25 protein-coding genes are annotated in these 24,593 nt (G+C 68.5%); 17 read left to right on the plus strand and 8 right to left on the minus strand.

Translation table 11 applies throughout. The annotated features are described in order from the left end of the window. Positions 1-29 precede the first annotated feature (29 nt). The 6 genes from ACZL02_RS19170 to ACZL02_RS19195 are packed head-to-tail and all read left to right on the plus strand — an operon-like array spanning position 30 to position 6,642. On the plus strand, positions 30-1,748 hold the full coding sequence (locus tag ACZL02_RS19170) for an ABC transporter permease (protein ID WP_472940490.1): 1,719 nt from the start codon (positions 30-32) through the stop codon (positions 1,746-1,748). Then, complete coding sequence (locus tag ACZL02_RS19175) at positions 1,741-2,820, plus strand: ABC transporter ATP-binding protein (protein ID WP_472940491.1); 1,080 nt, start codon at positions 1,741-1,743, stop codon at positions 2,818-2,820. The genes ACZL02_RS19170 and ACZL02_RS19175 overlap by 8 nt, the downstream gene beginning before the upstream one ends. A gap of 7 nt (positions 2,821-2,827) precedes the next feature. Then, positions 2,828-4,054, plus strand: coding sequence for a CaiB/BaiF CoA transferase family protein (locus tag ACZL02_RS19180; RefSeq protein WP_472940492.1), 1,227 nt, complete (start codon positions 2,828-2,830; stop codon positions 4,052-4,054). Next, positions 4,051-4,896: an HpcH/HpaI aldolase/citrate lyase family protein gene (locus ACZL02_RS19185; protein ID WP_472940493.1), complete on the plus strand. Its 846-nt coding sequence runs from the start codon at positions 4,051-4,053 to the stop codon at positions 4,894-4,896. The genes ACZL02_RS19180 and ACZL02_RS19185 overlap by 4 nt, the downstream gene beginning before the upstream one ends. A gap of 26 nt (positions 4,897-4,922) precedes the next feature. Further along, positions 4,923-5,930: a hydroxyacid dehydrogenase gene (locus ACZL02_RS19190; protein ID WP_472940494.1), complete on the plus strand. Its 1,008-nt coding sequence runs from the start codon at positions 4,923-4,925 to the stop codon at positions 5,928-5,930. Between the two features lie 28 nt (positions 5,931-5,958). Beyond that, entirely contained in the window at positions 5,959-6,642 is a 684-nt protein-coding gene (locus ACZL02_RS19195) for an RraA family protein (RefSeq protein ID WP_472940495.1), read from the plus strand. Positions 6,643-6,750: 108 nt separating this feature from the next. Here ACZL02_RS19195 and ACZL02_RS19200 read toward each other — a convergent pair whose 3' ends face one another. The 3 genes from ACZL02_RS19200 to ACZL02_RS19210 are packed head-to-tail and all read right to left on the minus strand — an operon-like array spanning position 6,751 to position 10,551. Next, a complete protein-coding gene (locus tag ACZL02_RS19200; RefSeq protein WP_472940496.1) occupies positions 6,751-9,006 on the minus strand; it encodes a xanthine dehydrogenase family protein molybdopterin-binding subunit in 2,256 nt (751 codons plus the stop codon). Next, entirely contained in the window at positions 8,999-10,057 is a 1,059-nt protein-coding gene (locus ACZL02_RS19205; protein ID WP_472940497.1) for an FAD binding domain-containing protein, read from the minus strand. The genes ACZL02_RS19200 and ACZL02_RS19205 overlap by 8 nt, the downstream gene beginning before the upstream one ends. After that, entirely contained in the window at positions 10,054-10,551 is a 498-nt protein-coding gene (locus ACZL02_RS19210; protein ID WP_472940498.1) for a (2Fe-2S)-binding protein, read from the minus strand. Before ACZL02_RS19210 ends, ACZL02_RS19205 begins: the two co-directional genes overlap by 4 nt. A gap of 182 nt (positions 10,552-10,733) precedes the next feature. Here ACZL02_RS19210 and ACZL02_RS19215 point away from each other — a divergent pair, with 182 nt between their 5' ends. Further along, complete coding sequence (locus ACZL02_RS19215; RefSeq protein ID WP_472940499.1) at positions 10,734-11,294, plus strand: TetR/AcrR family transcriptional regulator; 561 nt, start codon at positions 10,734-10,736, stop codon at positions 11,292-11,294. A 176-nt stretch (positions 11,295-11,470) separates the two neighbouring features. On the opposite strand, the gene ACZL02_RS19220 is transcribed toward ACZL02_RS19215, so the two are convergent. Beyond that, positions 11,471-12,007 carry a tetratricopeptide repeat protein gene (locus ACZL02_RS19220; protein ID WP_472940500.1) on the minus strand — a complete coding sequence of 179 codons (537 nt, stop codon included), beginning with the start codon at positions 12,005-12,007 and terminating at the stop codon, positions 11,471-11,473. Between the two features lie 156 nt (positions 12,008-12,163). On the opposite strand from ACZL02_RS19220, the gene ACZL02_RS19225 reads away from it, so the two are divergent. Together ACZL02_RS19225 and ACZL02_RS19230 are read left to right on the plus strand one after the other, a co-directional pair. Beyond that, on the plus strand, positions 12,164-13,570 hold the full coding sequence (locus ACZL02_RS19225) for a sensor histidine kinase (RefSeq protein WP_472940501.1): 1,407 nt from the start codon (positions 12,164-12,166) through the stop codon (positions 13,568-13,570). Next, positions 13,567-14,220 carry a response regulator gene (locus ACZL02_RS19230; RefSeq protein WP_472940502.1) on the plus strand — a complete coding sequence of 218 codons (654 nt, stop codon included), beginning with the start codon at positions 13,567-13,569 and terminating at the stop codon, positions 14,218-14,220. Before ACZL02_RS19225 ends, ACZL02_RS19230 begins: the two co-directional genes overlap by 4 nt. 9 nt (positions 14,221-14,229) lie before the next feature. On the opposite strand, the gene ACZL02_RS19235 is transcribed toward ACZL02_RS19230, so the two are convergent. The 3 genes from ACZL02_RS19235 to ACZL02_RS19245 form a co-directional block, all read right to left on the minus strand. Then, positions 14,230-14,835: a hypothetical protein gene (locus tag ACZL02_RS19235; protein ID WP_472940503.1), complete on the minus strand. Its 606-nt coding sequence runs from the start codon at positions 14,833-14,835 to the stop codon at positions 14,230-14,232. A gap of 163 nt (positions 14,836-14,998) precedes the next feature. Continuing rightward, positions 14,999-15,751: a lytic transglycosylase domain-containing protein gene (locus ACZL02_RS19240; RefSeq protein WP_472940504.1), complete on the minus strand. Its 753-nt coding sequence runs from the start codon at positions 15,749-15,751 to the stop codon at positions 14,999-15,001. A 156-nt stretch (positions 15,752-15,907) separates the two neighbouring features. Further along, positions 15,908-16,534: a pyridoxamine 5'-phosphate oxidase family protein gene (locus tag ACZL02_RS19245; RefSeq protein ID WP_472940505.1), complete on the minus strand. Its 627-nt coding sequence runs from the start codon at positions 16,532-16,534 to the stop codon at positions 15,908-15,910. A 42-nt stretch (positions 16,535-16,576) separates the two neighbouring features. Here ACZL02_RS19245 and ACZL02_RS19250 point away from each other — a divergent pair, with 42 nt between their 5' ends. Continuing rightward, complete coding sequence (locus ACZL02_RS19250; protein WP_472940506.1) at positions 16,577-16,744, plus strand: hypothetical protein; 168 nt, start codon at positions 16,577-16,579, stop codon at positions 16,742-16,744. 206 nt (positions 16,745-16,950) lie between these two features. Here ACZL02_RS19250 and ACZL02_RS19255 read toward each other — a convergent pair whose 3' ends face one another. Further along, entirely contained in the window at positions 16,951-18,363 is a 1,413-nt protein-coding gene (locus ACZL02_RS19255; protein ID WP_472940580.1) for an aminotransferase-like domain-containing protein, read from the minus strand. Positions 18,364-18,676: 313 nt separating this feature from the next. Here ACZL02_RS19255 and ACZL02_RS19260 point away from each other — a divergent pair, with 313 nt between their 5' ends. The 7 genes from ACZL02_RS19260 to ACZL02_RS19290 all read left to right on the plus strand — a co-directional run bounded on the left by ACZL02_RS19260 (position 18,677) and on the right by ACZL02_RS19290 (position 24,478). Beyond that, a complete protein-coding gene (locus ACZL02_RS19260; RefSeq protein WP_472934872.1) occupies positions 18,677-19,156 on the plus strand; it encodes an MSMEG_0572/Sll0783 family nitrogen starvation response protein in 480 nt (159 codons plus the stop codon). A gap of 25 nt (positions 19,157-19,181) precedes the next feature. After that, positions 19,182-20,228: a Nit6803 family nitrilase gene (locus ACZL02_RS19265; protein ID WP_472940507.1), complete on the plus strand. Its 1,047-nt coding sequence runs from the start codon at positions 19,182-19,184 to the stop codon at positions 20,226-20,228. Then, positions 20,152-21,291: an MSMEG_0568 family radical SAM protein gene (locus ACZL02_RS19270; RefSeq protein WP_472940508.1), complete on the plus strand. Its 1,140-nt coding sequence runs from the start codon at positions 20,152-20,154 to the stop codon at positions 21,289-21,291. Before ACZL02_RS19265 ends, ACZL02_RS19270 begins: the two co-directional genes overlap by 77 nt. Beyond that, positions 21,288-21,827, plus strand: coding sequence for an MSMEG_0567/Sll0786 family nitrogen starvation N-acetyltransferase (locus ACZL02_RS19275; RefSeq protein ID WP_472940509.1), 540 nt, complete (start codon positions 21,288-21,290; stop codon positions 21,825-21,827). Before ACZL02_RS19270 ends, ACZL02_RS19275 begins: the two co-directional genes overlap by 4 nt. Then, positions 21,824-22,804 carry a sll0787 family AIR synthase-like protein gene (locus ACZL02_RS19280; protein ID WP_472940510.1) on the plus strand — a complete coding sequence of 327 codons (981 nt, stop codon included), beginning with the start codon at positions 21,824-21,826 and terminating at the stop codon, positions 22,802-22,804. The genes ACZL02_RS19275 and ACZL02_RS19280 overlap by 4 nt, the downstream gene beginning before the upstream one ends. A gap of 105 nt (positions 22,805-22,909) precedes the next feature. After that, complete coding sequence (locus ACZL02_RS19285) at positions 22,910-23,197, plus strand: MSMEG_0570 family nitrogen starvation response protein (protein WP_472940511.1); 288 nt, start codon at positions 22,910-22,912, stop codon at positions 23,195-23,197. Positions 23,198-23,200: 3 nt separating this feature from the next. Then, complete coding sequence (locus ACZL02_RS19290; RefSeq protein ID WP_472940512.1) at positions 23,201-24,478, plus strand: MSMEG_0569 family flavin-dependent oxidoreductase; 1,278 nt, start codon at positions 23,201-23,203, stop codon at positions 24,476-24,478. The last annotated feature ends 115 nt before the right edge of the window (positions 24,479-24,593 follow it).

Here is a 24,593-nt window from a genome sequence, read left to right on the forward strand (position 1 = left end):
CTCCCGACCCTTCACCGGAAACCATCGCCATGACAGCCACGACCGCCGACAAGGGGTCGACCGTGGGCTTCGATCGCTCGCGGCTGATCTTCTGGGGAGTCTTTGCCCTCACCACCGTGATGGTGGTGGGGCCGATCGCCCCGATCATCGTCCAGGCCTTCCTCGACAAGCCGCTCTACGATACCGCGGCAGGCATGACCGTCGGCAATTTCGGCCGTCTGTTCGGCGATCCGGAGATCGTCGGGATCTTCTTCAACACGGCGGCCTTCGCCGTGCTGACCATGGTCGTCGCACAGGTGTTCGGCGCCGTCATGGCGGTGATCGTCGGCCGCACCAACCTGCCGTTTCGCCGCCTGTTCGGCGAACTGCTGCTCTGGCCGCTGTTCGTGTCCAACCTCGTCATCGCCTTCGGCTGGTTCACCATGTACGGCCCCTCCGGCTATGTCTCGCTCGCGGTGCGCGGCTGGATCGGCACGATCCCCTGGAACCTCTATTCCATCACCGGCATGGGCATCGTCGCCGGCCTCAGCCAGGCGCCACTCGCCTATCTGATGTGCCTGGGCGCCGTCACCAAGGCCGACGCCTCGCTGGAGGATGCCGCCCGTTCGGCCGGCGCCGGCCCGTTCCGCGCGCTCTGGTCGGTCACCGTGCCGATGATGCGCCCGGCGATCATCTATTCCGCCGTCCTCAACTTCGTCATCGGCATCGAGATGCTGGCGATCCCGCTGCTGTTCGGCGCGCCGAGCGGCATCAACACGATCACCACCTTCCTCTACGACCGCGGCATCAACGCCGCCGTGCAGCCGGACTACGGCATCGTCGGCGCGGCCTCGCTGATCCTGCTCCTCGTCGTCGGCTTCCTCGTCTGGCTGCAGGGGCGGTTGATGAAGGGCAGCGGCCGCTTCGTCACCGTGCGCGGCAAGGCGACCCGGCCCTCGACGCTCGACCTCGGCCCCTGGCGCTGGGTCGCCTTCGCCGTGGTCGCCTTCTACGTCCTCACCACCATCGTCGCGATCTTCGCCGGCATCTTCATGCGGGCGGGCGTCACCTTCCTGACGCCGCTGATCCCGTTCTACAAGTTGATGACGACGGCGAATTTCGAGCTGATCTTCAACTCCAGTTCCTACATGCGCTCGATCGGCAATTCGGTGCTGATCTCGCTCGTCGGCGCCGTCGTCGGCACGTTCTTCATCGCCGTTATCACCCTCGTCGCGCGTCGGTCGGAGTTCCGCTTCGCCCGGCCGCTGGAGTATGTCGCGCTGTTCCCGCGCTCGCTGCCGGGCATCATCGCCGGCCTCGGCTTCTTCTACGCCGTGGTCTGGATCCCCGGCCTCGACGTCATCCGCGGCACCATCTGGATCCTGATGCTGGCGTTCATCCTGCGCTACATCCCGGTCGGTTTCGGCGCCATCGCTCCGGCGCTCTCGCAGGTCGGCGACGAGCTCGACCGCGGCGCCCGCATCTCCGGGGCGGACTGGTGGACCACGGTGACGCGGATCATCCTGCCGATCCTGAAGCCGGCGCTGTTCTCCTGCTTCGCGCTGCTCTTCATCCACTTCTTCAAGGAGTACGTGACGGCGGTCTTCCTCTACCAGCCCGGCTCCGAGATCATCGGCACCACGATGCTGCAGCTGGTCGCCCAGGGCGACAACGGCCCGGTCTCGGCCCTCGCCACCATCCAAGTCGTCATCACCGCGGTCTTCGTGCTTCTGGCGCGCCGCGTACTGGGAGCCAAGATCTATGGCTGATCTCGTCCTCGACCGTCTGACCATCCAGTATGGCGACGTCACCGCCGTCAACGACGTCTCGATCACCGTCCCGTCGGGCGAATTCCTCACCCTTCTCGGCCCCTCCGGCTGCGGCAAGTCGACGACGCTGTTCTCCATCGCCGGCCTCAACAAGGCGACGTCCGGCACCATTCGCATCGGCGATAAGGTGCTGTTCGACGGTGCCAAGGGCATCTCCGTCGCGCCGGAGCACCGCGACATCGGCCTGGTCTTCCAGAGCTATGCGCTCTGGCCGCACATGAGCGTCGCCGACAACCTCGCCTTTCCGCTGAAGCTGCGGAAGATGGGCAAGGCCGAGCGCGAGGAGCGGATCCGCGACGCGCTGACGCTGGTCGAGATGATGCCCTATGCCGAGCGCTTCCCGTTCGAGCTGTCGGGCGGCCAGCAGCAGCGCGTCGCGCTCGCCCGGGCACTGGTGTATAGGCCGAGCCTGCTGCTCCTCGACGAGCCCCTGTCCAACCTCGACGCCAAGCTGCGCGAGCGGGCGCGGGTCTGGCTGCGCGAGCTGCAGGAGCGGCTGAAGGTGACCACCATCTACGTCACCCACGACCAGTCCGAGGCGCTCGCCGTCTCCGACCGCATCGCGGTGATGAGCATGGGGCACCTGCGCCAGCTCGGCACGCCGAAACAGATCTACAACACTCCGGCCGACGCCTTCGTCGCCGACTTTATTGGTTCGTCGAACTTCCTGTCCGGCAAGCTGTTCGGCGGCGACGTCGACGGGCTCCCGAACGTCGAGCTGGCCGACGGCTCGCGCATCCGCACGCTGCCCGGCCGCGCCGCCGCGGACGGCACGCTGGTCGTCGCCGTCCGCCCCGAGCGGCTGGAGATCGTCGCCGGCCCGCAGGACAACGCGATCGCCGCCCGCATCGAGCACGGCACCTATCTCGGCTCGGTCTACCAGTACGAAGTCGCCGGCGCCGGCTCGCGCTTCCGCATCCAGACCGCCGAGGAGATCGCGCAAGGCGAGCTCTTCATCCGCATTCCGCCCGAGGCCGCGACGATCTTCCCGGCCGAACCGGACGGCAAGTGAGACGCCCATGAGCACTGAAAAAGACGTCATCCGTTTCGACAAAGCCGCCATTGGCCCGCTGTCCGGCGTGCGCGTCGTCGATCTCTCGCGGCTTGTCGCCGGCAACATGCTGACGCTGCAGCTCGCCGATTTCGGCGCCGACGTCATCAAGATCGAGCCACCGTCCGGCGACTCGCTGCGCGACTGGAAGGACGACGGCCAGTCGCTGCACTGGAAGACCTATGGCCGCAACAAGCGCTCGGTGGTGATGAACCTGCGCGATGCGGCAACACTCGAGGCGCTGCGGACGCTGATCCGGACCGCCGACGTGCTGGTCGAGAATTTCCGGCCGGGCACGCTGGAAAAGATGGGCCTTGCCCCCGAGGCGCTGCTCCAGCTCAATCCGGAGCTGATCATCGTCCGGATTTCCGGCTTCGGCCAGACCGGCCCGTATGCGCATCTGCCGGGCTTCGGCACGCTGGTCGAGGCGATGAGCGGCTTTGCCGCGCGCACCGGCTTCCCCGACCGCGAGCCGGTGCTGCCTCCTCTGGCGCTGGCCGACATGATCTCCGGCATGTTCGGAGCGCAGGCCACCACCATGGCGCTGCTCGCCCGCGAAAAGGGCATGGCGCACGGCCAGGTCATCGACCTCTCGCTGCTCGAGCCGATCTTTGCCGTGCTGGGCCCGGAGGCCTCGATCCACCGGCTCACCGGCAAGGTGAAGGAGCGTGTCGGCAGCGGCTCCAACACCGTCTCGCCGCGCAACATCTACCGCTGCCGGGACGGCCGGTTCGTCGCGCTGTCCGGCTCGATGCAGGCGGTGACGATGCGGATCTTCGACATCATCGGCCGCCCCGAGATGAAGACCGATCCGCGCTTTGCCACCAACAGCGAGCGCGTGCGCAACCGCCTCCTCGTCGACGAGGCCGTCGGTGCCTGGTTCGCCGCGCGGGACCGCGACGAGGGCCTTGCCATCATGCGCGAGGCCGGCGCGACGGTCGGCCCGGTGTTCGACATCGCCGACATCGCCGCCGACCGCCATTTCGAGGAGCGCGGGATCATCGTCGAGGTCGAGGATGCCGACAACGGCTCGCTGCCGATGCACAACATCGTGCCGCGCCTCTCCGCCACGCCCGGCGTCTGGCGCCGCCCAGCGCCGACCCTTGGCGAGCACAATGCCGAGATCCTCGGCGAGATCGGCCTCGATGCCGAAGCAATCGCCGCCATCGCCGCGGCGACGAAGGCATCGGCATGATCCGCTCGCTCCTCTACGTCCCCGGCAGCAGCCCGAAGTTCATCGGCAGGGCGCACGAGCGCGGCGCCGATGCGGTGATCGTCGACCTCGAGGATGCCGTCGCGCCCTCGGAAAAGACGGCAGCGCGCAAGGCCCTGTCGCAGACCGTGCCGAGCGTCGGGCAGAAGGGCGCCACTACCTTCGTGCGCGTCAACAATTCCGACGAGCGCCTGCTGCCGGACGCGGAAGCCGCCTGCCGCGCCGGCGCCGACGGGCTCTATATCCCGAAGGTCTCCACGCCCGATATCCTGGCCGCGATCGTCCGCCACATCGCCCCGATCGAGGCCGAGCTCGGCCGCAAGCCGATGGTCTTCGTGCCGCTGATCGAGGATCCGGGCTCGGTGTTCGACGCGAGGCCGATCGCCGCGGGTCCCCGCGTGCTCGCCCTCAGCGCCGGCGCCGAAGACCTCGCCACCGCCATGGGCGCCCAGCCTACGCCCGAGGTGCTGAAGCTGCCGAAACAGCTGATCCACATGGCGGCGAAGGCCGCAGGCGTCCTCTCCTTCGGCCTCCTCCGAACCGTCGCCGATTACAGCGACGTCGATGGCCTGAGGCTTGCCGCCCGCGAGGCGCGCGACTTCGGCTTCGACGGCGCGAGCTGCATCCACCCGAGCGTCGTCGCCGTCCTCAACGAGGCCTTCGCCCCGTCCGAGGCCGAAATCGCGTGGGCGCGCAAGGTGATCGCCGCCAATGCCGCCGCCGCCGCCGCCGGGACCGGCGCCTTCACCCTCGAAGGCCAGTTTATCGACGTGCCGATCGCCGCCCGGGCGGCTGCCGTCATCGCCCTTTCCGAACGCCGTTAAGTCTTCATCGTCAAGGAGCTCTCGCCATGCCGAGCGACACCCCCAACGGCAGCGGCCGCAGCCGCCGGATCCTCGTGACCCACACGCAGATCGCCCCGAGCGCCATCGCCTTGCTCAACGCTCATGACATCGACGTCTTCTTCTCGCCGCCCTACGACGCGCCGGAAGTGGTGGCCGAGCGGGCGCGCGAGCTCGGCGTCGATGCCATCATGGTGCGCCAGGGCAAGGTCAACAACCTCGTCATCTCCGCCTCGCCGAAGCTCAAGGTGATCGTCAAGCACGGCGTCGGCATCGACAACATCGACCTGCGCGCCGCCACCGCCCGCGGCATTCCCGTCCTGCGCTCGCTCGGCTCCAATTCGCTCGCCGTTGCCGAGCATGCCATCGCGCTGACGCTGGCGCTGATCAAGGAAGTCCTGCCACTCGACCGCGCGGTGAAATCGGGCGAATGGCCGAAGCCGACCTTCATCGGCCGCGACATCGCGGGATCGCTGATCGGCCTCGTCGGCTTCGGCGCCATCGGCCGGCACACCGCACGCCTTGCCGAGGCCCTCGGCATGGAGGTCACCGTCTACGACCCGATGTCGTCCGCGGCGATCCTGGCGGCCGGCTACACCGAGGCAAAGACCGTCGACGACCTCGTCGCCGCCGCCGATATCGTCAGCCTGCACTGCCCGCTGACCACCGAGACGCGGCATATGATCGACGCCCGCCGGCTGGCGCTGATGAAGCCGACCGCCTTGATCGTCAACACCGCGCGCGGCGGCATCATCGACGAGGCGGCGCTGGCCGAGGCACTCGCCGCGAAGCGCATCGCCGGCGCGGCGCTGGACAGTTTCGCCGCCGAGCCACCCTCCGCGGACAGCCCGCTCTGGCCGCTCGGCACGCTGGTCGCCACCCCGCACATCGGCGGCGTCACCACCGGCTCGGCCCGTGCCATGGCGGAGATCGCCGCCCGCCACATCATCGACGTGCTCGACGGCAAGGCGCCCGACGCCGCCAGCCTGTCGCACGCCGACACCCTCGCCGCCTGATCTCCCGACCCCAACAGGAAGTGCCACCATGCCCGTAGGCTTCAGAATCAACCGCAACTGGACCCGTGTCGACGCCGCCACCGTCGAGGCCTTCCGCGCTTTGCCAGTCGCCAATGTCAGCGATTCCATGTCGCGTCTCGCCTCCGCCGGGCCGCGGCTGCGTCCGATGCACAAGGACGGCAATCTTGCTGGGCCGGCGCTGACCGTCCGCTCGCGCCCGGGCGACAACCTGATGCTGCACAAGGCGATCGACATGGCCGAGCCCGGCGACATCATCGTCATGGACGCCGGCGGCGATCTCACCAATTCGCTGATGGGCGAGCTGATGCTGGCGCATGCGATCAAGCGCGGCGTCGCCGGCTTCGTGCTCTACGGCGCGGTGCGCGACGCCGAGGCCTTCCTCGTCCGCAACCTTCCCGTCTTCGCGCTGGGCATCAACCACCGCGGACCTTATCGGGATGGCCCTGGCGAGATCGGCTACCCCATCGCCTTCGACGGCATGACCATCTCGCCCGGCGACCTGATGCTCGGCGACATGGACGGCGTCCTTGCCGTCGCCCGCGGCGACACCGCGGCCGTGCTCGCAGGAGCGCAGAAGAAGCATGCTGCCGAGACGCGGCAGATGGAGGAAACCGATGCCGGTACCGTCGACCGGTCCTGGGTCGACAAGGCCCTCGAAAAGGCCGGCTGCACCTACGCCGACATCGGCTGACCCCGACGCAGGGCGAGGGCCGAACCTACCGTCCAGCTCTGCTCCTTCTTAAAACCTGACCAGCCTCCTGCGACGGCGCGAACCGCTCACCGCAGGAGGCATGCCGGCTTAGTCGAGTAGATCGGCAAGGCCGATCGGGAACCGGCGGATGCGCTTGCCGGTGGCGTGCCAGATCGCGTTGGCGATGGCCCCGCCCGTGCCGGTGATGCCGATCTCACCGACGCCCTTGATACCGAGGGCATTCACGTGCGGATCGTCCTCGTGCACCAGGATCGCTTCCATCGACGGCACGTCCGCGTTCACCGGGATGTGGTACTCCGCGAGATCGGCGTTGAGGATGCGACCGGAGCGGGCGTCGGTGATCGCCTTTTCGTGCAGCGCGAAAGACACGCCCCAAACCATGCCGCCGAGAAGCTGGCTCTCGACCATCCTTGGGTTGATGATGCGCCCGGCCGCGAAGGCGCCGACGAGGCGCGTCACCCGGATCTGCCCGAGATCGGGATCGACCTTCACCTCGGCGAAGACAGCGCCATGCGCATGCATGGCGTAGGCTTCCTGCGCCGCTGGATCGCCGGCGCTCTTGCCTTCCGCGGTGACGAGGTCGAGGCCCGCGCGCTGCAGGATGTCGGCGAAGCTTTCGCCACGGCTCTCGTCATCACGCCGAACCAGGCGCCCGTCGACAGCGACGGTGCCGACATTGCCGGCGCCGAACAGCGGCGAGCGCTCGTCGCTGGTGGCGATCTCGGCGAGCTTGGCGATCACGTTGACGCCGGCTGAATGCAGCGCCATGCCGGCGGTGGCGGTATGCGCCGATCCGCCCGCAATCCCGGCATCGGGAAGGTCGGAACTGCCTGAGAGGAACTCCACCTCGTCGATCCCGAGGCCGAGAGCGTCTGCGGCGATCTGCGCCAGAGCGGTCCAGGCGCCTTGCCCCATGTCCTGCGCGCCGATCTCGGCGAGCCCTGTGCCATCGCGGTGGATGGTGGCGCGCGCGTTGGCCTGGAACATCAGTGCCGGGAAGGTCGCCGTGCCGACGCCCGAGCCGACAAGAAGGCCGGCGTCGTCGCGGCGCGCGCGCGGCTCAACCGGGCGCCCGTTCCAGCCAAAGCGCTCGGCGCCCAGCCGATAGCACTCGCGCAGGGATTTCGACGAAAACGGCTTGCCGGAGATCGGCTCGACCTCGGCATAGTTCTTCAGCCGAAACGCCAGCGGATCCATCCCGACGGCGAAGGCGGCCTCGTCGATCGCGCTTTCCAGCGTGATCGATCCTGTAGCCTCGCCCGGCGCCCGCATGAACAGCGGCGTGCCGGTATCCAGCCGCACCGCCTCGTAGCTCGTGCGGATGGCGGGGCTGGCATAGAGCGTATGGGCAACGCTCGCCGCCGGCTCGAGGAAGTCGTCGAAGGTGCTGGAGGCGGTGCGGGTGTGGTTGCCGATCGCCCGCAGCGTCCCGTCATCGGAGACGCCGAGGCTGATCGTCTGGCGTGTCGGGGCGCGGTGGCCGACCGGGCCGTACATCTGCTCTCGGCGGAGCACCAGCTTGACCGGGCGGCCGAGGGCACGTGCCGCGAGGATGCCGAGCACCTGCGGCCCGGCCGGAAAGCCCTTGGAGCCGAAACCGCCGCCGAGGAAGGGGCTGCGGATATGGATGTCGCCCGGCGCGATGCCGAAGAGGCCGGCGATGCGCTGCTGCGCCATGCCGAGCGCCTGCGTCGGCATATCCAGCGACAGGGTGTCGCCGTCCCAGCTCGCGACAACGCCGTGTGGCTCCATGGCGTTGTGGTATTGCGCGGGCGTCTCGTAGACCGCCTCGATGCGGTGGGCAGACGCGGCGAGTTCGCTGTCGATGTCGCCGGTCTCGTCGAAGGCGGGGTTGCCCGCCCCGACCACGTCGGGTGAGAAGGTTTCCGAGCCGTCGAGGCCGGTGCGCGCCGCCTCGGCCACGTAGCGCGGGGCGAGAAGCAGGGCACCCTCGGTCGCCGCCTCCAGCGTCTCTGCCACCACCAGCGCGATCGCCTGTCCGGGATAACGGACGCCGGCGTTCTGCAGGAGGTCCATCCGGAACATGAAGGGGTTGGACTTCTCGTCCGGATCGGCCGCCAGCGGCGGGCGGTTTGCCGGGGTGAAGACCTCGACGACGCCCGGATGCGCCCGCGCGGCTGCCTCGTCGAGGAAGGTGACGCGGCCGCGGGCGATCGTGCTGGTGGCGACGACCGCATAGAGCATGCCGGCCGGATGGTTGTCGGCCGCAAAGGTCGCCGCGCCCGTCACCTTGAGCACGCCCTCGCGCCGGGTGAGGGGCTGGCCGATGTTGGACCCGTGACGCCGGCGGGCGCCCGTCTCGTTCAAGGTCGTCTCAGACATGGAGGTCCCCTTTGGACTGCGCGGCGAAGGGCGAGGCCGGAAGCGCCGGAAGGCGCTCCGGCGTGCCGGCGGCCGCAAGCTGCAGTGCGCGCGCAACGATGCGCTCGGCGAGCACGATCTTGTAGGCATTGTCGCCGGAGGGCATGGCCCCTTCGAGCGCGGCCTTGGCGGCCCGGTCGAAAGCCTCGGGGCCCGGCGTCTGCCCGACGAGGACCGCTTCGGCGGCCGCACAGCGCCAGGGGCGTGCGGCGACGCCGCCGAGCGCGATGCGGGCCGCGCGGATGCGGCCGTTCTCAAGCTCGAGGCCTACCGCGGCGGAAACGACGGCGAAGGCATAGGAGGTCCGCTCGCGCACCTTGAGGTAGCGGGAGTGACGGGCGACGGCCGAAGCTTCCGGCGGCAACACGACAGAAACGATCATCTCGCCCGGCGTGCGCATGGTGCGGTCCTGTGGCGTGTTGCCGGGCAGGCGGTGGAAGTCTGCGAGCGGCACCTGCCGGCGCCCCGCCGCGCCCTCCAGTTCCACCATCGCGCCGAGCGCCGCGAGAGGGACGCAGAAGTCCGACGGGTGCGTGGCGATGCAGGCCTCGCTCCAGCCGAGCACCGCATGCAAGCGGTTTTCGCCGCCGAGTGCATCGCAGCCGCTGCCGGGTTCGCGCCGGTTGCAGGCGCTGGCCGTGTCGTAGAAGTAGCGACAGCGGGTCTCCTGCATCACGTTGCCGCCGACCGTCGCGGCATTGCGCAGCTGTCCCGACGCCCCCGACAGCAGGGCTTCGGCGACGGCCGGATAGGCCGCGGCAAAACGCGGATCATGTGCCAGATCGGCGTTGCGCACGAGCGCGCCGATGCGCACCGATCCGTCCGCTTGCCATTCGATGCTGTCGAGGCCCGGCAGATGGGTGATGTCGATGAGACGGCCGGGGCGCGCGATGTCGCCCTTCATCAAATCGAGGAGATTGGTGCCACCGGCCAGAAACGCCGTATCCGGCCCTGCCGCTGCGGCGACGGCCTCGGCGACGCTCGTTGCCCGCACGTAGTCGAAGTTTCTCATGCCGCTTTCTCCTCTGCCAACGCGGCCATCCGTCGGCCGGCCTCCAGCACCGCCTCGGTGATGCCGGCATAGGCGGCGCAGCGGCAGAGATTGCCGCTCATTCCCTCGCGCACCCGCTCCGGGTCGCCGCGGGCCTGGTCCTCCGCGAGGAGGCCGACGGCGCTCATGATCTGGCCGGGCGTGCAGAAGCCGCACTGGAAGCCGTCGTGCTCGATGAAGGCGGCCTGGACCGGATGCAGCGTGCCGTTCTCGGCCAGGCCTTCGATGGTGGTGATCTCCGCGCCGTCGTAACTCAGCGCCAGCGCGAGGCAGGAATTGATCCGCCGGCCGTCGGCCAGGATCGTGCAGGCGCCGCATTGCCCGCGGTCGCACCCCTTCTTCGTCCCCGTGAGGTCCAGCCGCTCGCGCAGCAGGTCGAGGAGCGTCACGCGCGGATCGTCGAGGTCGATCCGCCGCTCCTCCCCGTTGATGGTCAGTCGGATGGAATGGGCCATGCTTTCCCCCGTCTCGTGCGGTATCAAACCAGGGCCGTCCGTGACTTTTGCACGAGTGGCCCCCAGAACACGTCCGCACGGGTTCACGTGCAGCGCTCGCTAGAGCATATACGGAGGGTGCCTCCGCTTACAAGCTTCGAGGAGTTCTAATCTGTAAGATGGCAAGCGAACCGGAGAAGGGAATGCGCAAGCCGCGCACCGACGTCGTGCGGAACCGGGAACGGTTGCTCGCCGCGGCGGTCGATGTCTTCCGCTGCGGCGGACCGGCGGCCAGTCTCGAGGCCGTGGCGCGGGGCGCCGGGGTCGGGATCGGCACCCTCTATCGGCATTTCCCCACCCGCGAGGCGCTTTTCGAGGCGGTCTACCGCCGGGAGGTCGAGGAGTTGGCGCGTCTTGCCGAGAGCCTCTCAGCCGGTCCCGATCCCGTCGAGGCTCTCCGGCAGTGGTCGCGCGGCGGCGTCAAGCTGGTGGCTACCAAGCACGGCATGCTGACGGCGCTGGCGCTGGCGGTGGACAAGTCGTCCGACGTCTACGCCTTTTCCTTCGAGCACCTGACGCGGGCCATCGGGCTGCTTCTCGATAAAGCCGTGACCGCGGACCGGATCCGTCACGACGTCGCGCCGGCGGACGTGCTGCACGCGCTGGTCGGGATGTCGATGATGGGCAAGGAGCCCGGCTGGGAAGCCAACGTCATGCGGCTCCTCGATATCTTCATCGATGGCCTTCTCAAACGCCCGTCGTGAACGTCGGTCGATAAGGCGTCGCGCGTCCCGAGGGCGTAAAGAGGGCGCGCGGCAGAGTCTCCGTTCGCGTTCGGACCAGCGCAGGGAGGCCGCCGCGGGGAGGCCGCTCCGATCGAAGGGTCTGTCAAACAGAAGTCGGTGCCATCGGGGTCGCCGGCCCCGCGGCAGCCGTCCGGTCAGTCGACGAGGGCCTCCTTGAGGTCCTGGTACTCCTCGCAGGAGGTGCCGCAGAGCGTCTCGATGACCGCGAGCTGTTGCCGTGCGAGATCCGGCTTGCCCTGGATGACATAGGCCTCGCCGAGATACTCGCGGACCCGCGCATAGCGGGGATCGAGATTGACCGACTGGAGGTAGTAGCCGATGCCCTCTTCGGTCCGCCCGAGCTTGCGCGTGGCATAGCCGCGATAGTTCAGCGCCTTGGCGGTGTGGGGCTGCTTCAAGGTGTCCAGCACTTCCAGCGCCTCCTCGAAGCGGGCTTCCTTGGCGAGAGCGTAGGCGTAGTCTGAGAGCGCATCGTCGGTGAGGCTCGCACCGGCGCGCTTGACGCATTTCTTCAGCTTCCCGTCATAGACTTCGCCCTTCTTGCAGGTCGGTGTTGCCGGCGTGTCGTCGCCGAGGGCGAGCGCGGGAGCGGCATGGACCAGCAGGGAGCCGGCTAGGAGGCCGGCAAGCCCGGTCCGGGCGATCATCTTGCGCATCATGGCCGTCTTCATGGCATCTCTCCATCGCATCGCGGGTGCATGCCTTTAGCAACACCCTCGCCGACAGGATGACCGCTCGGCGATGATAACGCTTCGGACCAAGGTCCCATGGGACGCCGCGCATTGGTCCCATGTCCGGCCGGGCGAAACCGGCTAGGGTGGTCGGCGATGATGCCTTTCGCCGCCCTTCTCACGCCCACCCTCCGCCGATGGCGGGTGCTGACGCTCGCCCGCCAGTATCTCCTCGGCGGCGCGACCGTTCTGCTGGCGGGCATGTTGACGATCGGCTTCTGGGTCACCAGCCAGATCACCGAAAGCGTCACGCGCAACACCGCGACGGCGACCGCGCTCTACGTCGACGGCGTCATCGCGCCGCTGCTGCCCGACATCGACGGATCGAACGTGCTCGGCGACGGTGCCCGGACCGCCCTCGACGAGACGCTGTCCACGGGGGCGCTGGGCGAGCGGATCGAGACCTTCAAGCTCTGGGGGCGCGACGGGCTGATCATCTACAGCAGCGCGCCCAGCCTGATCGGGAAGCGCTTCGAGCCGACGGCGAGCCTGCGCGAGGCCTGGGAGGGCAAGGTCGCGGCCGAGTTCGACGATCTTTCCGACGACGAGGATGCGCTGGAGCGCGATGCCGGGGTCCCGCTGCTTGAGATCTACCACCCGATCCGCGCGCCCTGGTCCGGCAAGACCGTCGCGGTCGCCGAGTTCTACGAGCATGCCGAGGAACTGGAAGCGAGCCTCCTCGCCGCGCGCGTGCGCAGCTGGATCGTGGTCGGCGCCGTGACGGTCGCGATGATCGGGGCCTTGTTCGGCATCGTCCTGCGCGGCAGTTCGACCATCTCTCGCCAGCGCAGCGCCCTGGAAAGGCAGGTGCTCGACTTGCAGGACCTGCTCGAGGAGAACCATCGCCTCGGCCGGCGCGTGCGGGATGCCGCAACCCGCGTCTCGGCGGTCAACGAGAGGACGCTCCGCCAGCTCAGCGCCGATCTTCACGACGGACCGGCGCAGCTGCTCGGTCTCGCGGCGCTTCGGCTCGGGAGCCTTTCCCTGGCCCAGGGGCTCGGGGACCGGGCGGCGGAGCTTCTGCCCATCCGCAGTTTTCTCGGGGATGCGCTGATCGAGATCCGGCGCATCTGCCATGGCCTCGCACTGCCGAATATCGAGACGCTGGCGCTCGGCGACCTGCTGCGTGACGCGGTGCTCGCCCACGAGCGCCGGACGGCGACCGAGGTCGCGCTGCAATCGCCCGACGCCAATCCGGTGCTCGCCTCCGCCGAGAAGCTCGCCATCTACCGCTTCGTCCAGGAGGGCCTCAGCAACGCCTTCCGGCATGCGGACGGCCGCGGGCAGGCGGTGGCGGCGCGCGTCGAGGGCGAGGCTGTCGTCGTCGAGGTCCGCGATGCCGGATCGGGCTTTGCGGCGGACGCGGCGTCGGGGCTCGGCCTCACCGGACTTCGCGACCGGATCGAGAGCCTCGGCGGGACTTTTGCCGTGGAGAGCGGCTTTTCCGGAACGCGGCTCGAAATGACATTGAAGCATGGCAGCGCGGCGGAGTTGACGACATGAGCGAACCCGTGAGCGTGGTCGTGGCGGACGACCATCCCCTCTTTCGGGCGGGCGTGGCGCTGAGCCTCGAGGAGACGGGGCGCTATGCCGTCGTCGGCAAGGCTGCCGACGCGGACGAGGCGGTGGCGCTGGCGACGTCGGCAGCGCCGGTCATCGCGTTGATCGACCTGTCGATGCACGGCGGCGGCCTGTCGGCGGTCCGCCGGATCCGCGAGAGCCTTCCCGCAATTCTCGTCGTCGTCCTCACCGCCTCGGAAAGCGACGACGACGTCTTCGCGGCGCTCGAGGCGGGCGCCCGCGGATATGTGCTGAAGGGGGTCGGATCCGACAGCCTCGTCGAGGTGCTCGATGCTGTCGTGCGCGGGGAGAGCTATGTCCCGCCGCACCTTGCCGCCCGCATCCTGTCGACGATGCGGCGGCGGACGACCGCCGCCACGCCGCCCGCCGACCCGATGGCGCGGCTGACGGAGCGCGAGGAGGAAATCCTCACGCTCGTCGCCAGCGGTCTCAGCAACAAGGCGGTGGCGTTGCGGCTGGACCTCCAGGAGAAGACGGTGAAGCACCACGTCACCAGCATTCTCGCCAAGCTGAACGTGCGCAACCGGACCCAGGCGGCGATCCTGGCGCAGAGCCGCGCCTCCGGCGGATGAGCGGCGCGTTCAGCGCAGCAGGTCGGAGATCCTGGCGCGATCCTCCGCTGTCGCCCGTCGCTCCACGACGGTTCGGCCCCGCTGGTCCTTCATCTCGAACCGGCCGTTCTCGATCTCGAGCTTGAAGCCGTCCTCGGTTCTGGCCTCGACGTCGTCGACATTGCCGAGGCGGGTGGCGGTGCGATCGTCGCGCTGGGAACTGCTGCCCTTGCGGTGGCCGCCATTGTCGTCATGGACGCCATTGTCGTCATGGGCGTCATCGTTCGGTTCGCTTTCGCGACCGCCCCTAACTTCACCGCCGCGACCGCGCGATCCGTTCCCGTCGGCGGAGTTGTCGTCGCCACCGCCCCGGGCCTCCCCGCCACGGCTGCTCCCGTCCTTGCCCGAACCGTCCTTGCCGGATCCGCCGTTGCCCGAACTGCCGCCGCCCCGGTTGCCGCCACCACCCGAGCCACCGGAGTTGCCCCCGGAATCCCCGCCGGAGCCACCATCCTTGGCCGCGGCCGTCGCGGCATGGAACCCGGCACTCAGCGACAGCGCCAAGGGGGACGCGGCAACGGCAAGGGCCAGCGCGGCGGTCGCGAGCGTGCGGCGGATGCCCTTCATCTTCGTCATGGATCGTCTCCTCGTTGTCCGGCGGCCTTTTCGGCCGTTCCAGTGAGGAGAGGATGACCAGCCGGAATCGCCCGCGATAGCGTCCCCGGACCAATGCCGCCCACGCCCGGACCAATGCCTGCCCAAACCAATGACTGCCGGACCAATGATCGGCGGATGCAGCCTATTTCGGGTTCGTCAGGGACGCCTTGGCGTTCTGCGCGTGGTTGAGATCGATCACGACGCGCGTTCGCCCGGGCTTCGACGCCTTGATCTGCGTGATGCCGAGCCCCGCGGCGAACAGCGCCTGCCAGCCCGACCGCCGCAGCGAGGGAGGCGGCAGTTTGGCGGTGAGGCCCCGGGCGGCCAGCTTCCGGCAAGCCGTCGCAAACGACATGTCGTCGGCGATCGGCAGCACGCCCAGCGGCTTCTTCGCCGTCGACCAGTCCTCGGCCGAGTGTCCGGTGATCCAGATGACGTAATCCTGCGTCTCGCCGGGCAGCACCGTCCCGCCCTTGCGCCAGGCCGCGACGCGACCGGGGCCGGCGTTGTAGGCGGCCGCGGCGAGGCCTAGGCTTCCGAAGCGCGTCCGCAACTCGGTCAGGTATTTCGCGGACTCGGCAAGGGCCCGCGCCGGGTCGAACGGATCCAGGCCGCGCTCCGAGGCCGTCCCTGGCATGAACTGCGCGATGCCCTGCGCGCCGCGCGGGCTGATGGCCTTCGGATTGAACAGGCTCTCCCGCCAGATCAGGCGGGCGAAGAAGGAGGCGGGCAAGCCGTTGCGCGCCGCCTCGTCCTCGATCGAGCGACAGGTTTCCCGGCCGAAAGTCGCGGCGGTTTGAGGAAGAGGTTTGACGTCCCCCTCGGCAGCCGATGCACCGTTGACGGTAAGAAGGGTCACGCAGGCGAGGAGGGTGATAAGCGTCGGTCGAAACATGCTTCCCCCGTATGCCATAACAAGTGCCATATTACGGCATCCGTCAGGCCGGAAGCTTGATCCATCGGCGGAGCCGCCGTCCCCTCCGCTGCGTTTCTACAACTTCTGCAGCGGCATGCCTCCGGCAGCACGGCGATCCGCACATCCCGGCCCGCGCTAGCTTGCCGCTGCGCCGATCTGCTGTCGCAGCGTCTCATTCTCCGCCTCCAGTTCGGCGAGGCGCGACCGGACGGGATCAAGGATGGCTTCGTTCTCTTCCGACGTGAACCGCGGCACGATGTATTGCGGGCAGTTCCAGTCGTAGTTTTCGAGTTGCAGCGTGATGATCCGTTCCGTGCGACCGGGAGCAGCTTCGCCCATCACTTTGCGCGTCAATTCGATATTCTCGTCGAGGGTGTGCACCGTTGCCCGCGCATACATCTTCAGCCGCGTCCGGTTCGGATAGTCCATCAGGAACAGGCTGACCCTGTCATTGACCGAAAGGTTGCCCAGGCTGATGTACTGGCGGTTGCCGCGATAGTCGGCGAAGGCGAGTGTCCGGTCGTCGATCACCCGCAGGAACCCGCGCGCCCCGCCCCGGTGCTGGACATAGGGCCAGCCGGTCTCGGACACCGAGGCGAGGTAGAAGCTGTCGCGCGCCGCAATGAACTGCTGCGTCGCCGCATCGAACCGGTCGAACGCGCGATCCCCCTTGAAACCCTGCCACATCTCCGCGACGCCATTCGCTTCCTGCGCGGCGCGGACGGCGGGTGTCACCGCTATGTCGAGAAATCCGTAAGCCATGCCTGTCTCCTCTGTGAGAAGCCGACGTGAAGGACTCAGGCGATGGATTTCGTCGCCTTGTCAAGGAACGGGCGCATCAGCCGCAAGCCGAACGCAGCCCGCCATGCCCGTTCCGTTCAAGTGGCCTGCCGCGTTTCCATCAACGGCGTTGGTGCGGCGATCGAGGCGGCCGTGCATGGCATCGGCATCGTGCACGCCTTGTCCTATTAGGTCGAACGGCAGATCGGCAGCGCCGTCCGCGTCTTCATCGACCATGCCGTGCCCTTGCTGCGCCGTGCCGCCAACTGGCGCAACTGACGCATTCTGGCGAGGACCTGCGCATCCGATGTCGACCGCGGTCGTCCGTGCTGCTCCAGAACGCCCTTTGGTGTCCAGGCATTCGGGGCTTCCACTCATTACCGGGTCACGACCGGATCTCACCAGAAGCTCGGCGCGCGCTCCGGCGTGTCCTCCAGCGAGTGGGCGACGAAGGTGAGGACTTTGCGGAGGTTCTCCCGGGTGATCGGTCCGCCGAGGCAGAGACGCACGGTCTCCGGCGGCGCCGCGCTGTCGGCGACGAAGACGTCGCTTGCCACGACGCCGATGCCCGTGCCGCGCATCTGCCCGATGAAGGCGGACCGCGTCCACCCGGCGGGGAGGGGCATCCAGATGTTGAAGGCGAGCGGATCGCCGCGGAACGAGCCCTCGTCGAGGATTTCCCGCGCCATGCGCTGGCGGGCGCGCGCCTCGTCGCGGACGAAGGAGAGGATCGCGTCAGCCGTCCCGTCCTCGATCCACCGCGTGGCGATCGCCGCGGTGATCGGCGATGCCATGACGTTGGCGGCGGCCATCGCCGCCATGAACGGCCAGGCGGACCGCGCGTCGGGCGCAACGACATAGGCGACGCGCAGCCCGGCGCCGATGCACTTGGCGAGCCCCGCGACGTGCCAAGTGAGGTCGGGCGCGATCGCGGCGAAGGGTGGCTCGCCGTGATCGGGAATGAAGCCATAGGCGTCATCCTCGATGATCGGCACGCCGAACTCGCGCGCGACATTGGCGATCTCCGCCCGGCGGGCGGCGGGAATGGTCAGCGTCGTCGGGTTGTGAAGGGTTGGGTTCAGATAGAGGGCCTTCGGCTCCAGCGTCCGGCAGGCGGCGCGAAAGGCCGCCGGGAGAATGCCGTCCCGGTCCATGGCGATGCCGACGAGACGCAAGTCCTTCTGCGCGGCGATGGCCCGGATGCCCGGATAGGTGATGGCCTCGCAGAGGACGATGTCGCCCGCCGAGCAGAGGAGGCGGAGAATGCCGAGGAGCGCCGAATGCGCGCCGGGCGTCACGAACAGGCGCTCCTGCGTCGGGACCAAGGCCCGCCGCCCCAGCCAGTTCGATGCCGCGTCCCGATCGCTCGGTGCGCCGCCAAAGCCCTGGTAGCGCAGCAGCGCCTTCATGTTGCCGGCGACCACGGAGAAGCCGGCCTCCATCCTGGCCAGCAAAGCGGGGCTGTCCGGCTCCGGCGGCAGGTTCATGTTGAAGTCGGTGCGGGAGGAGGAAGGCGGCCGGGCGAAGGACGTCGCGGCCGGTCGGTCCCGCTTCAGGCGCTCGGCCGCGTCGGCGGCGATGAAGCTGCCGCGCCCGACCCGGCTGACCAGCAGCCCGCGCTTCTGTGCCTCGACATAGCCGCGGGCGACCGTCGTGAAGTCGATCCCGAGGCGTTCGGCTAGACGGCGCTGCGGCGGAAGGCGGTCTCCCGCCGCCAGCATTCCCCCCATGATGTCGGCCGCCATAAGGTCGGCCAGGGCGATATACCGCGGCTTGTCGCTCCGCGAGAGATCGGGCTTCCAGTCCTGCATGGTGATCCCGACTTCCACGATAGATCGATCCAGTGGATTGACCATACATTGACTGTATCGCGAAGTACTTCAAGGCAGTGCGACGTCCTGCTCCACAACGGTCGCATCTGCCCGAAATGATGCAGATCTCTGCCTATATTGATAACAACCGCCTTTCAAAGCGTCGATCGGTAGTGCCGGTACTGTTCTATTGATGGCAAAATTGACTGCATCAATCGATCCGCGTTGACCGGATCGCGGAGCAGCGCCGATCCTCATCACGCCGCCAGCCGGCAGCGCCTGCTACCCGCATCCGTCACGAGGAAGGACAGTCATGCCCGTCGTTCAAAAAGAGCCGCACCAAAAGGGTGATTATCTCGTCGACTACGAGGAGAAGGTCTTCGAGGACGTGAAGGCCGACCCGGGCGAGCGCGCGCTCGTCACCTTCCACACCGTGGCGTTCGAAGGCTCGATCGGCTTCGTCAACCTGCTCCAGGCCACCCGCCTGCTGCGCAAGGGTTTCGAGACCAGCGTGCTGCTCTACGGGCCGGGCGTCACGCTCGGGCTTCTGCGCGGTTTCCCGAAACTCGGCGACGAAGCCTTTCCCGGCCACCAGAACATGAACAACCAGCTCGTCAAGTTCATGGAGGAGGGCGGCAAGGTCTATGCCTGCCGCTTCGCCCTGCAGGCGCTGTACGGGCACGGCGAAGGCTCGCTCATTCCCGGCATCCGGCCGATCGCGCCGCAGGACGTGCTGGATCTCATCCTGCTGCACCGCAAGGATGCCTTCATGATGCACACCTGGACGGTCTGAGGCGGCGGGAAGGAAGGGACTGGCCATGAAGGAGAAGCAGCTGGTCAGGGTCGCCGCGGTGCAGATCGCGCCGGACCTTGCCTCGCGCGAGGGCACTGTCGAGCGTGTCCTCAACGCCATCGCGGAGGCGGCGGGCAAGGGCGCGAAGCTCGTCGTCTTCCCCGAGACCTTCGTGCCCTGGTACCCCTACTTCTCCTTCTGCCATCCGCCGATGGCGACGGGGGCGGAGCATCTCCGCCTCTATGAGAACGCGGTGACGATCCCGAGCCCGGCGACGGCGGCGGTCGCCGCGACGGCCCGTCGCCACGGCGTCGTGGTGGCGCTGGGGGTCAACGAGCGCGACCATGGCACGCTCTACAACACGCAGATCGTGTTCGACGCGGACGGCAGCATCGTCCTGAAGCGCCGCAAGATCACGCCGACCTTCCACGAGCGAATGATCTGGGGGCAAGGCGACGGCTCGGGTCTCACCGTCGTCGACACCGCCGTCGGGCGCGTCGGGGCGCTCGCCTGCTGGGAGCACTACAACCCGCTCGCCCGCTACGCCCTGATGGCGCAGCACGAGGAGATCCACGTCGCGCAGTTCCCGGGCTCGCTGGTCGGGCCGATCTTCGCCGACCAGATCGAGGTGACGATCCGCCATCACGCGCTGGAGTCCGGCTGCTTCGTGGTCAACGCCACCGGCTGGCTGACCGAGGAGCAGATCGCCGAGATCCAGCCCGACGAGAAGCTGCAGCGCGGCCTGCGCGGCGGCTGCATGACGGCGATCATCTCGCCCGAGGGCGCCCATTTGGTGCCGCCGCTGACGACGGGCGAGGGCATCCTCGTCGCCGACCTCGACATGGGCCTCATCACCAAGCGCAAGCGCATGATGGACTCCGTCGGCCACTACGCCCGGCCGGAACTCCTGTCGCTGGTCCTCGACAACCGCCCCCAGGCGCCGATGCGCGCTGCCGCAGATCCCGCCGCTCTTTCCTTCGGAGACGAAAGCGATGATGCCGATGCTGCCGACCGCGATGGACACAGCGGAACTGATCAACGAGTTGCAGTCCTTCGGCGCCCGCCTCGTTGATCCGAAGGCCGGCGCCGATTCCCGCCGCGGCGGGGCAGGGCCGTCCGACCACAAGGCGATGACGATCGACGGGATGACCGTCATGGTCCCCGTCCACACAGCGCCGGCCTTCGAGAGCCCCTATCTCGTCGAGAAGCCCGACGCCTTCGGCCGCAGCCGGGTGCTGCGCGAGGGGCTGCCGATCGGCGACATCTCCTTCCCGCTCCGCCCGAAATTCTACGATCTCTCGACCGCGGACGGCATTCCCTATTCCAAGATCGCGGTGCTTCACGGGCGGGACGTCTTGGCGACGACCGTCCTCCAGACCTGCATCCGCTACCAGAGCCGCACCAAGACCTGCCAGTTCTGCGCCATCGGCCAGTCGCTGGCGGCGGGGCGCACGATCGAGCGCAAGACGCCGGCGCAGCTGGGCGAAGTGGCTCGGGCCGCCGTCGACCTCGACGGGGTCAAGCACATGGTGATGACCACCGGCACGCCGCCCGGCAGCGATCGGGGCGCGGCGATCCTCTGCGAGAGCGCGGCCGGCGTGAAGGCGGCGGTCAACCTTCCCATCCAGGTCCAGTGCGAGCCTCCGGACGAGGACGCCTGGTTCGAGCGGATGCGCCTGAGCGGCGCCGATGCGCTCGGCATGCATCTCGAGGCGGTGACCGAGCCGGTGCGCCACCGCATCATGCCCGGCAAGGCGCAGGTCTCGGTCGAGCGCTACTTCTCGGCCTTCGAGGCCGCGGTGCCGGTGTTCGGGCGCGGCCAGGTCTCGACCTATATCCTCGCCGGGCTCGGCGACAGCCATGCGGAAATTCTGTCGGTCTGCGAACGGTTGGTGGCGATCGGCGTCTACCCCTTCGTGGTGCCCTTCGTGCCGATCTCCGGCACGCCGATGGAGAGCCACCCGACGCCCGATCCCGCCTTCATGCATGCGATCCTGCGCCCGCTGGCGAGGATGCTGGTCGACGGCGGGCTGAAGTCGGTGGACGTGAAGGCCGGCTGTGCGAAGTGCGGTGCCTGTTCGGCGCTCTCGACCTACGAGCGGGGCGAAGCCGATGTGAAGGGGTGCGCGGCATGATGGCAGGTCCCGTCCGCTCCTTCGTGGCCCCCGGTTTCCAGATCAAGCACGCCGTCGATCCCTGGGAGAAGAAGGGTGCGGCCGCGCTCCGCCGCGCCGTCTTCTGCCGCGAGCAGGGGATCTTCGAAAACGATGACCGCGACGCGATCGACGATGTGGCGATCCCGATCGTCGCCTTGGCGCTTTGGGGCGTCTATGCCGATGCCGTGGTCGGCACGGTGCGCATCCACGAGGAAGCGCCCGGCCTCTGGTGGGGATCGCGCCTGGCGGTCTGCGAGCACCACCGCAAGGTCGGCGCGCTCGGCACGGCGTTGATCAAGCTGGCGGTGTCCTCGGCCCATGCCCGCGGCTGCACGCGCTTCCTCGCCCATGTGCAAGGCCAGAACGTCCTCCTCTTCCGCCGCCTGCACTGGACCACCGTCGAGGAGGTCGAACTGCACGGTCGGCTGCATCACCGGATGGAGGCCGACCTTTCCCGCTACCCGCCGTTCCACACCCCCGAGACCGGTTTCATGGCGCTGAGGGCCGCGGCATGACCGGCGCCCTCGACCTTGCGGCGCTGGCCGAGATCCTGCGGGACAGCGCGGGGCTCGCAGCGAAAGGTGATATCGCCGAGGCGACCAGCCGGCTCGGCCTGTCCGCCGCGGGGGCTGTGCCGGTCGGCGACGACTGCGCCGCCATTCCCGACGGCGAGGGCTGGCAACTCCTCGCCATCGAGGGCTTCATGAACGAGTTCGTCGCCCGCGATCCCTGGTTCGCCGGATGGTGCGGCGTGATGGTCAACCTCTCCGACGTCGCGGCCATGGGCGGACGGGCCGTGGCCATGGTCGACGCTCTCTGGGCGAATGGCGATGCTTCGGCACGCGCGGTCATGGAAGGCCTGCGGGCGGCATCCGAGCGCTATGGCGTGCCCATCGTCGGCGGACATACCAACCTCAAGACCGACCGCGCCCAGCTCTCCGTCGCCATCCTCGGGCGGGCCAGGCGCCTGCTGACCAGCTTCGACGCGCGGCCGGGCGACGTTCTGGTGGCGGCGATCGACCTGCGCGGGCGTTACCGCGAGCCCTTCTCCAACTTCGAGGCGGCAACGGATGCGCCGGGCGAGCGGCTGCGCGGCGACCTGGAACTCCTGCCGCGCATCGCCGAGAGCGGGCTGGCGAGGGCGGCGAAGGACATCAGCCAGGGCGGCATCGTCGGGACCGCCGCCATGTTCGCCGAATGCTCGGGGGTCGCGATGACGATCGACGTCGGCGCTGTCCCGAAGCCCGACGGCGTGTCGCTGGAACGGTGGCTGCTGACTTTCCCGAGCTACGGCTACCTGCTCTCCGTATCCCCGCCCAACGTCGCAGCCGTGCTCGACCTGTTCGCCGAGCGCCAGATCGCCGCCAGCGGGATCGGCGTGGTGTCGGCAGGCCATGCCGTCTCGATCCGCGACGGGGAACGTGTGGAGATCATCCGCGATCTCGGCGTCGAACCCTTGATCTTGCCGGCTGAGCTGGGTGTTGCGGCATGAGAACCGCGGCGTCTTCCTTGCATTCCGGCTGGCGGGCTCTTCCTCGCAACCTTGGGCCCGGCGTCAGCGCTGAACGCGCTCACGCGGACAGGGCGCGAGGCATCCATGCCTGAGGTCGGCTTCACCATCCGCTGGCCCGACGGCGCGTCCGAGGACTGCTATTCGCCCTCGTCGGTGATCAAGGAGCACCTGCAGCCCGGTCGCACGTATCCGCTCGCCGAGTTCCGCGATCGGTCGCGCACCGCCCTGTCGATCGCCAGCGACCGCGTCCGGGCGAAGTACGGCTTTCCGTGCTCCCGGGCCCTCGGACAGATCGAGCGCATCGAGGCTCGGTGCCGGGCTTTTGGCGACACAGTCGACGCGGAAGTCGGCGTCCTCTCATTTCAGGAGTAGTTCATGGCCGGATCGCTACCTCCCTCGATCCCCGTCGCCATCGTCGGAGGCGGCCAGGCGGGCCTCTCCCTCAGCCACCACCTGACGTCCCGCGGCATCGGGCATCTCGTCTTCGAGAAGTCGACCGCGATGCACGTCTGGGCCGACCGGCGCTGGGACAATTTCTGCCTGGTGACGCCGAACTGGCAGTGCGACTTGCCGGGCCACGCCTATGACGGCCCGGACCCCGACGGGTTCATGACCAAGCCCGAGATCCTCGACTACCTCGCGGCCTTCCGCGCGAAGGTGGACGCGCCGCTCCGCGAGGGGACGGCCGTCACCCGGATCGTGCCGCAGCCGGGGGGCGGGTTTCTAGTCGAAACGTCAGTCGGCTCGCTCCACGCCGATCAGGTCGTTGCGGCGTCCGGGGGGTACACGGTTCCGATCATGCCGGGCTATGCCAAGGAACTGCCGGCCCCGATCGTCCAGATCCACTCGGAACAGTACCGCAATGCCCGGCAGCTGCCGGACGGCCCGGTGCTCGTCGTCGGATCCGGCCAATCCGGCGCCCAGATCGCCGAAGACCTGCATCTGGAGGGTCGGCGCGTGCATCTTGCCGTCGGCAATGCGCCCCGCTGCGCGCGCTTCTACCGCGGCCGGGACGTCGTCACCTGGCTTGCCCTGATGAACTACTACGAGATCCCCGTCGAGGAGCACCCCTTGCGCGAGGGCGTGCGTGACAACACCAACCATTATGTCACCGGTCGCAACGGGGGGCGCGACATCGACCTCCGGCGCTTCGCCCTGGAGGGCATGCGGCTCTACGGCCATCTCGATGGCTTCGCGCAAGGCCGCCTGCAGTTTCAGCCGACCGTTGGAGCAAGCCTCGACGAGGCCGATCGCACCTACAACCGCATCAACGCCTCAATCGACCGCTTCATTCTGGAACAGGGCCTGGAAGCGCCCCCGGCCTCGGTCTACACGCCGCTCTGGCAGCCCGAGACGGAGACGACGTCGCTGGATCTCCTGGCCGAAGGGATCGCCGCCGTGGTGTGGTGCATCGGTTTCCGTCCCGACTTCGGTTGGCTGCAGGCGCCGGTCTTCGACGATCATGGCCACCCGAAGCACAAACGCGGCGTGACGGACGTCGACGGCCTCTATTTCCTGGGCCTCCCCTGGCTCCACACCTGGGGGTCGGGGCGGTTCTCCAGCGTCGGCCGGGACGCGGCTCATCTGGCGGAAGCCATTGAGAGCGCCCTCAAGACGCGACAGGCGCCGCGCCGTCTCGCCGCCGCGGGTTGACCGGCTTGCCGGCGATGGCCGCCGGACGCCTGAACTCATTCGAAATGAATCGTTCGAAAGAATTCGCCGCGATTTTTCCTTCGTCGCCAACCGAAGACGGGAGCAATATCTGGAA

Source organism: Mesocryomonas fontinalis (assembly GCF_055730125.2).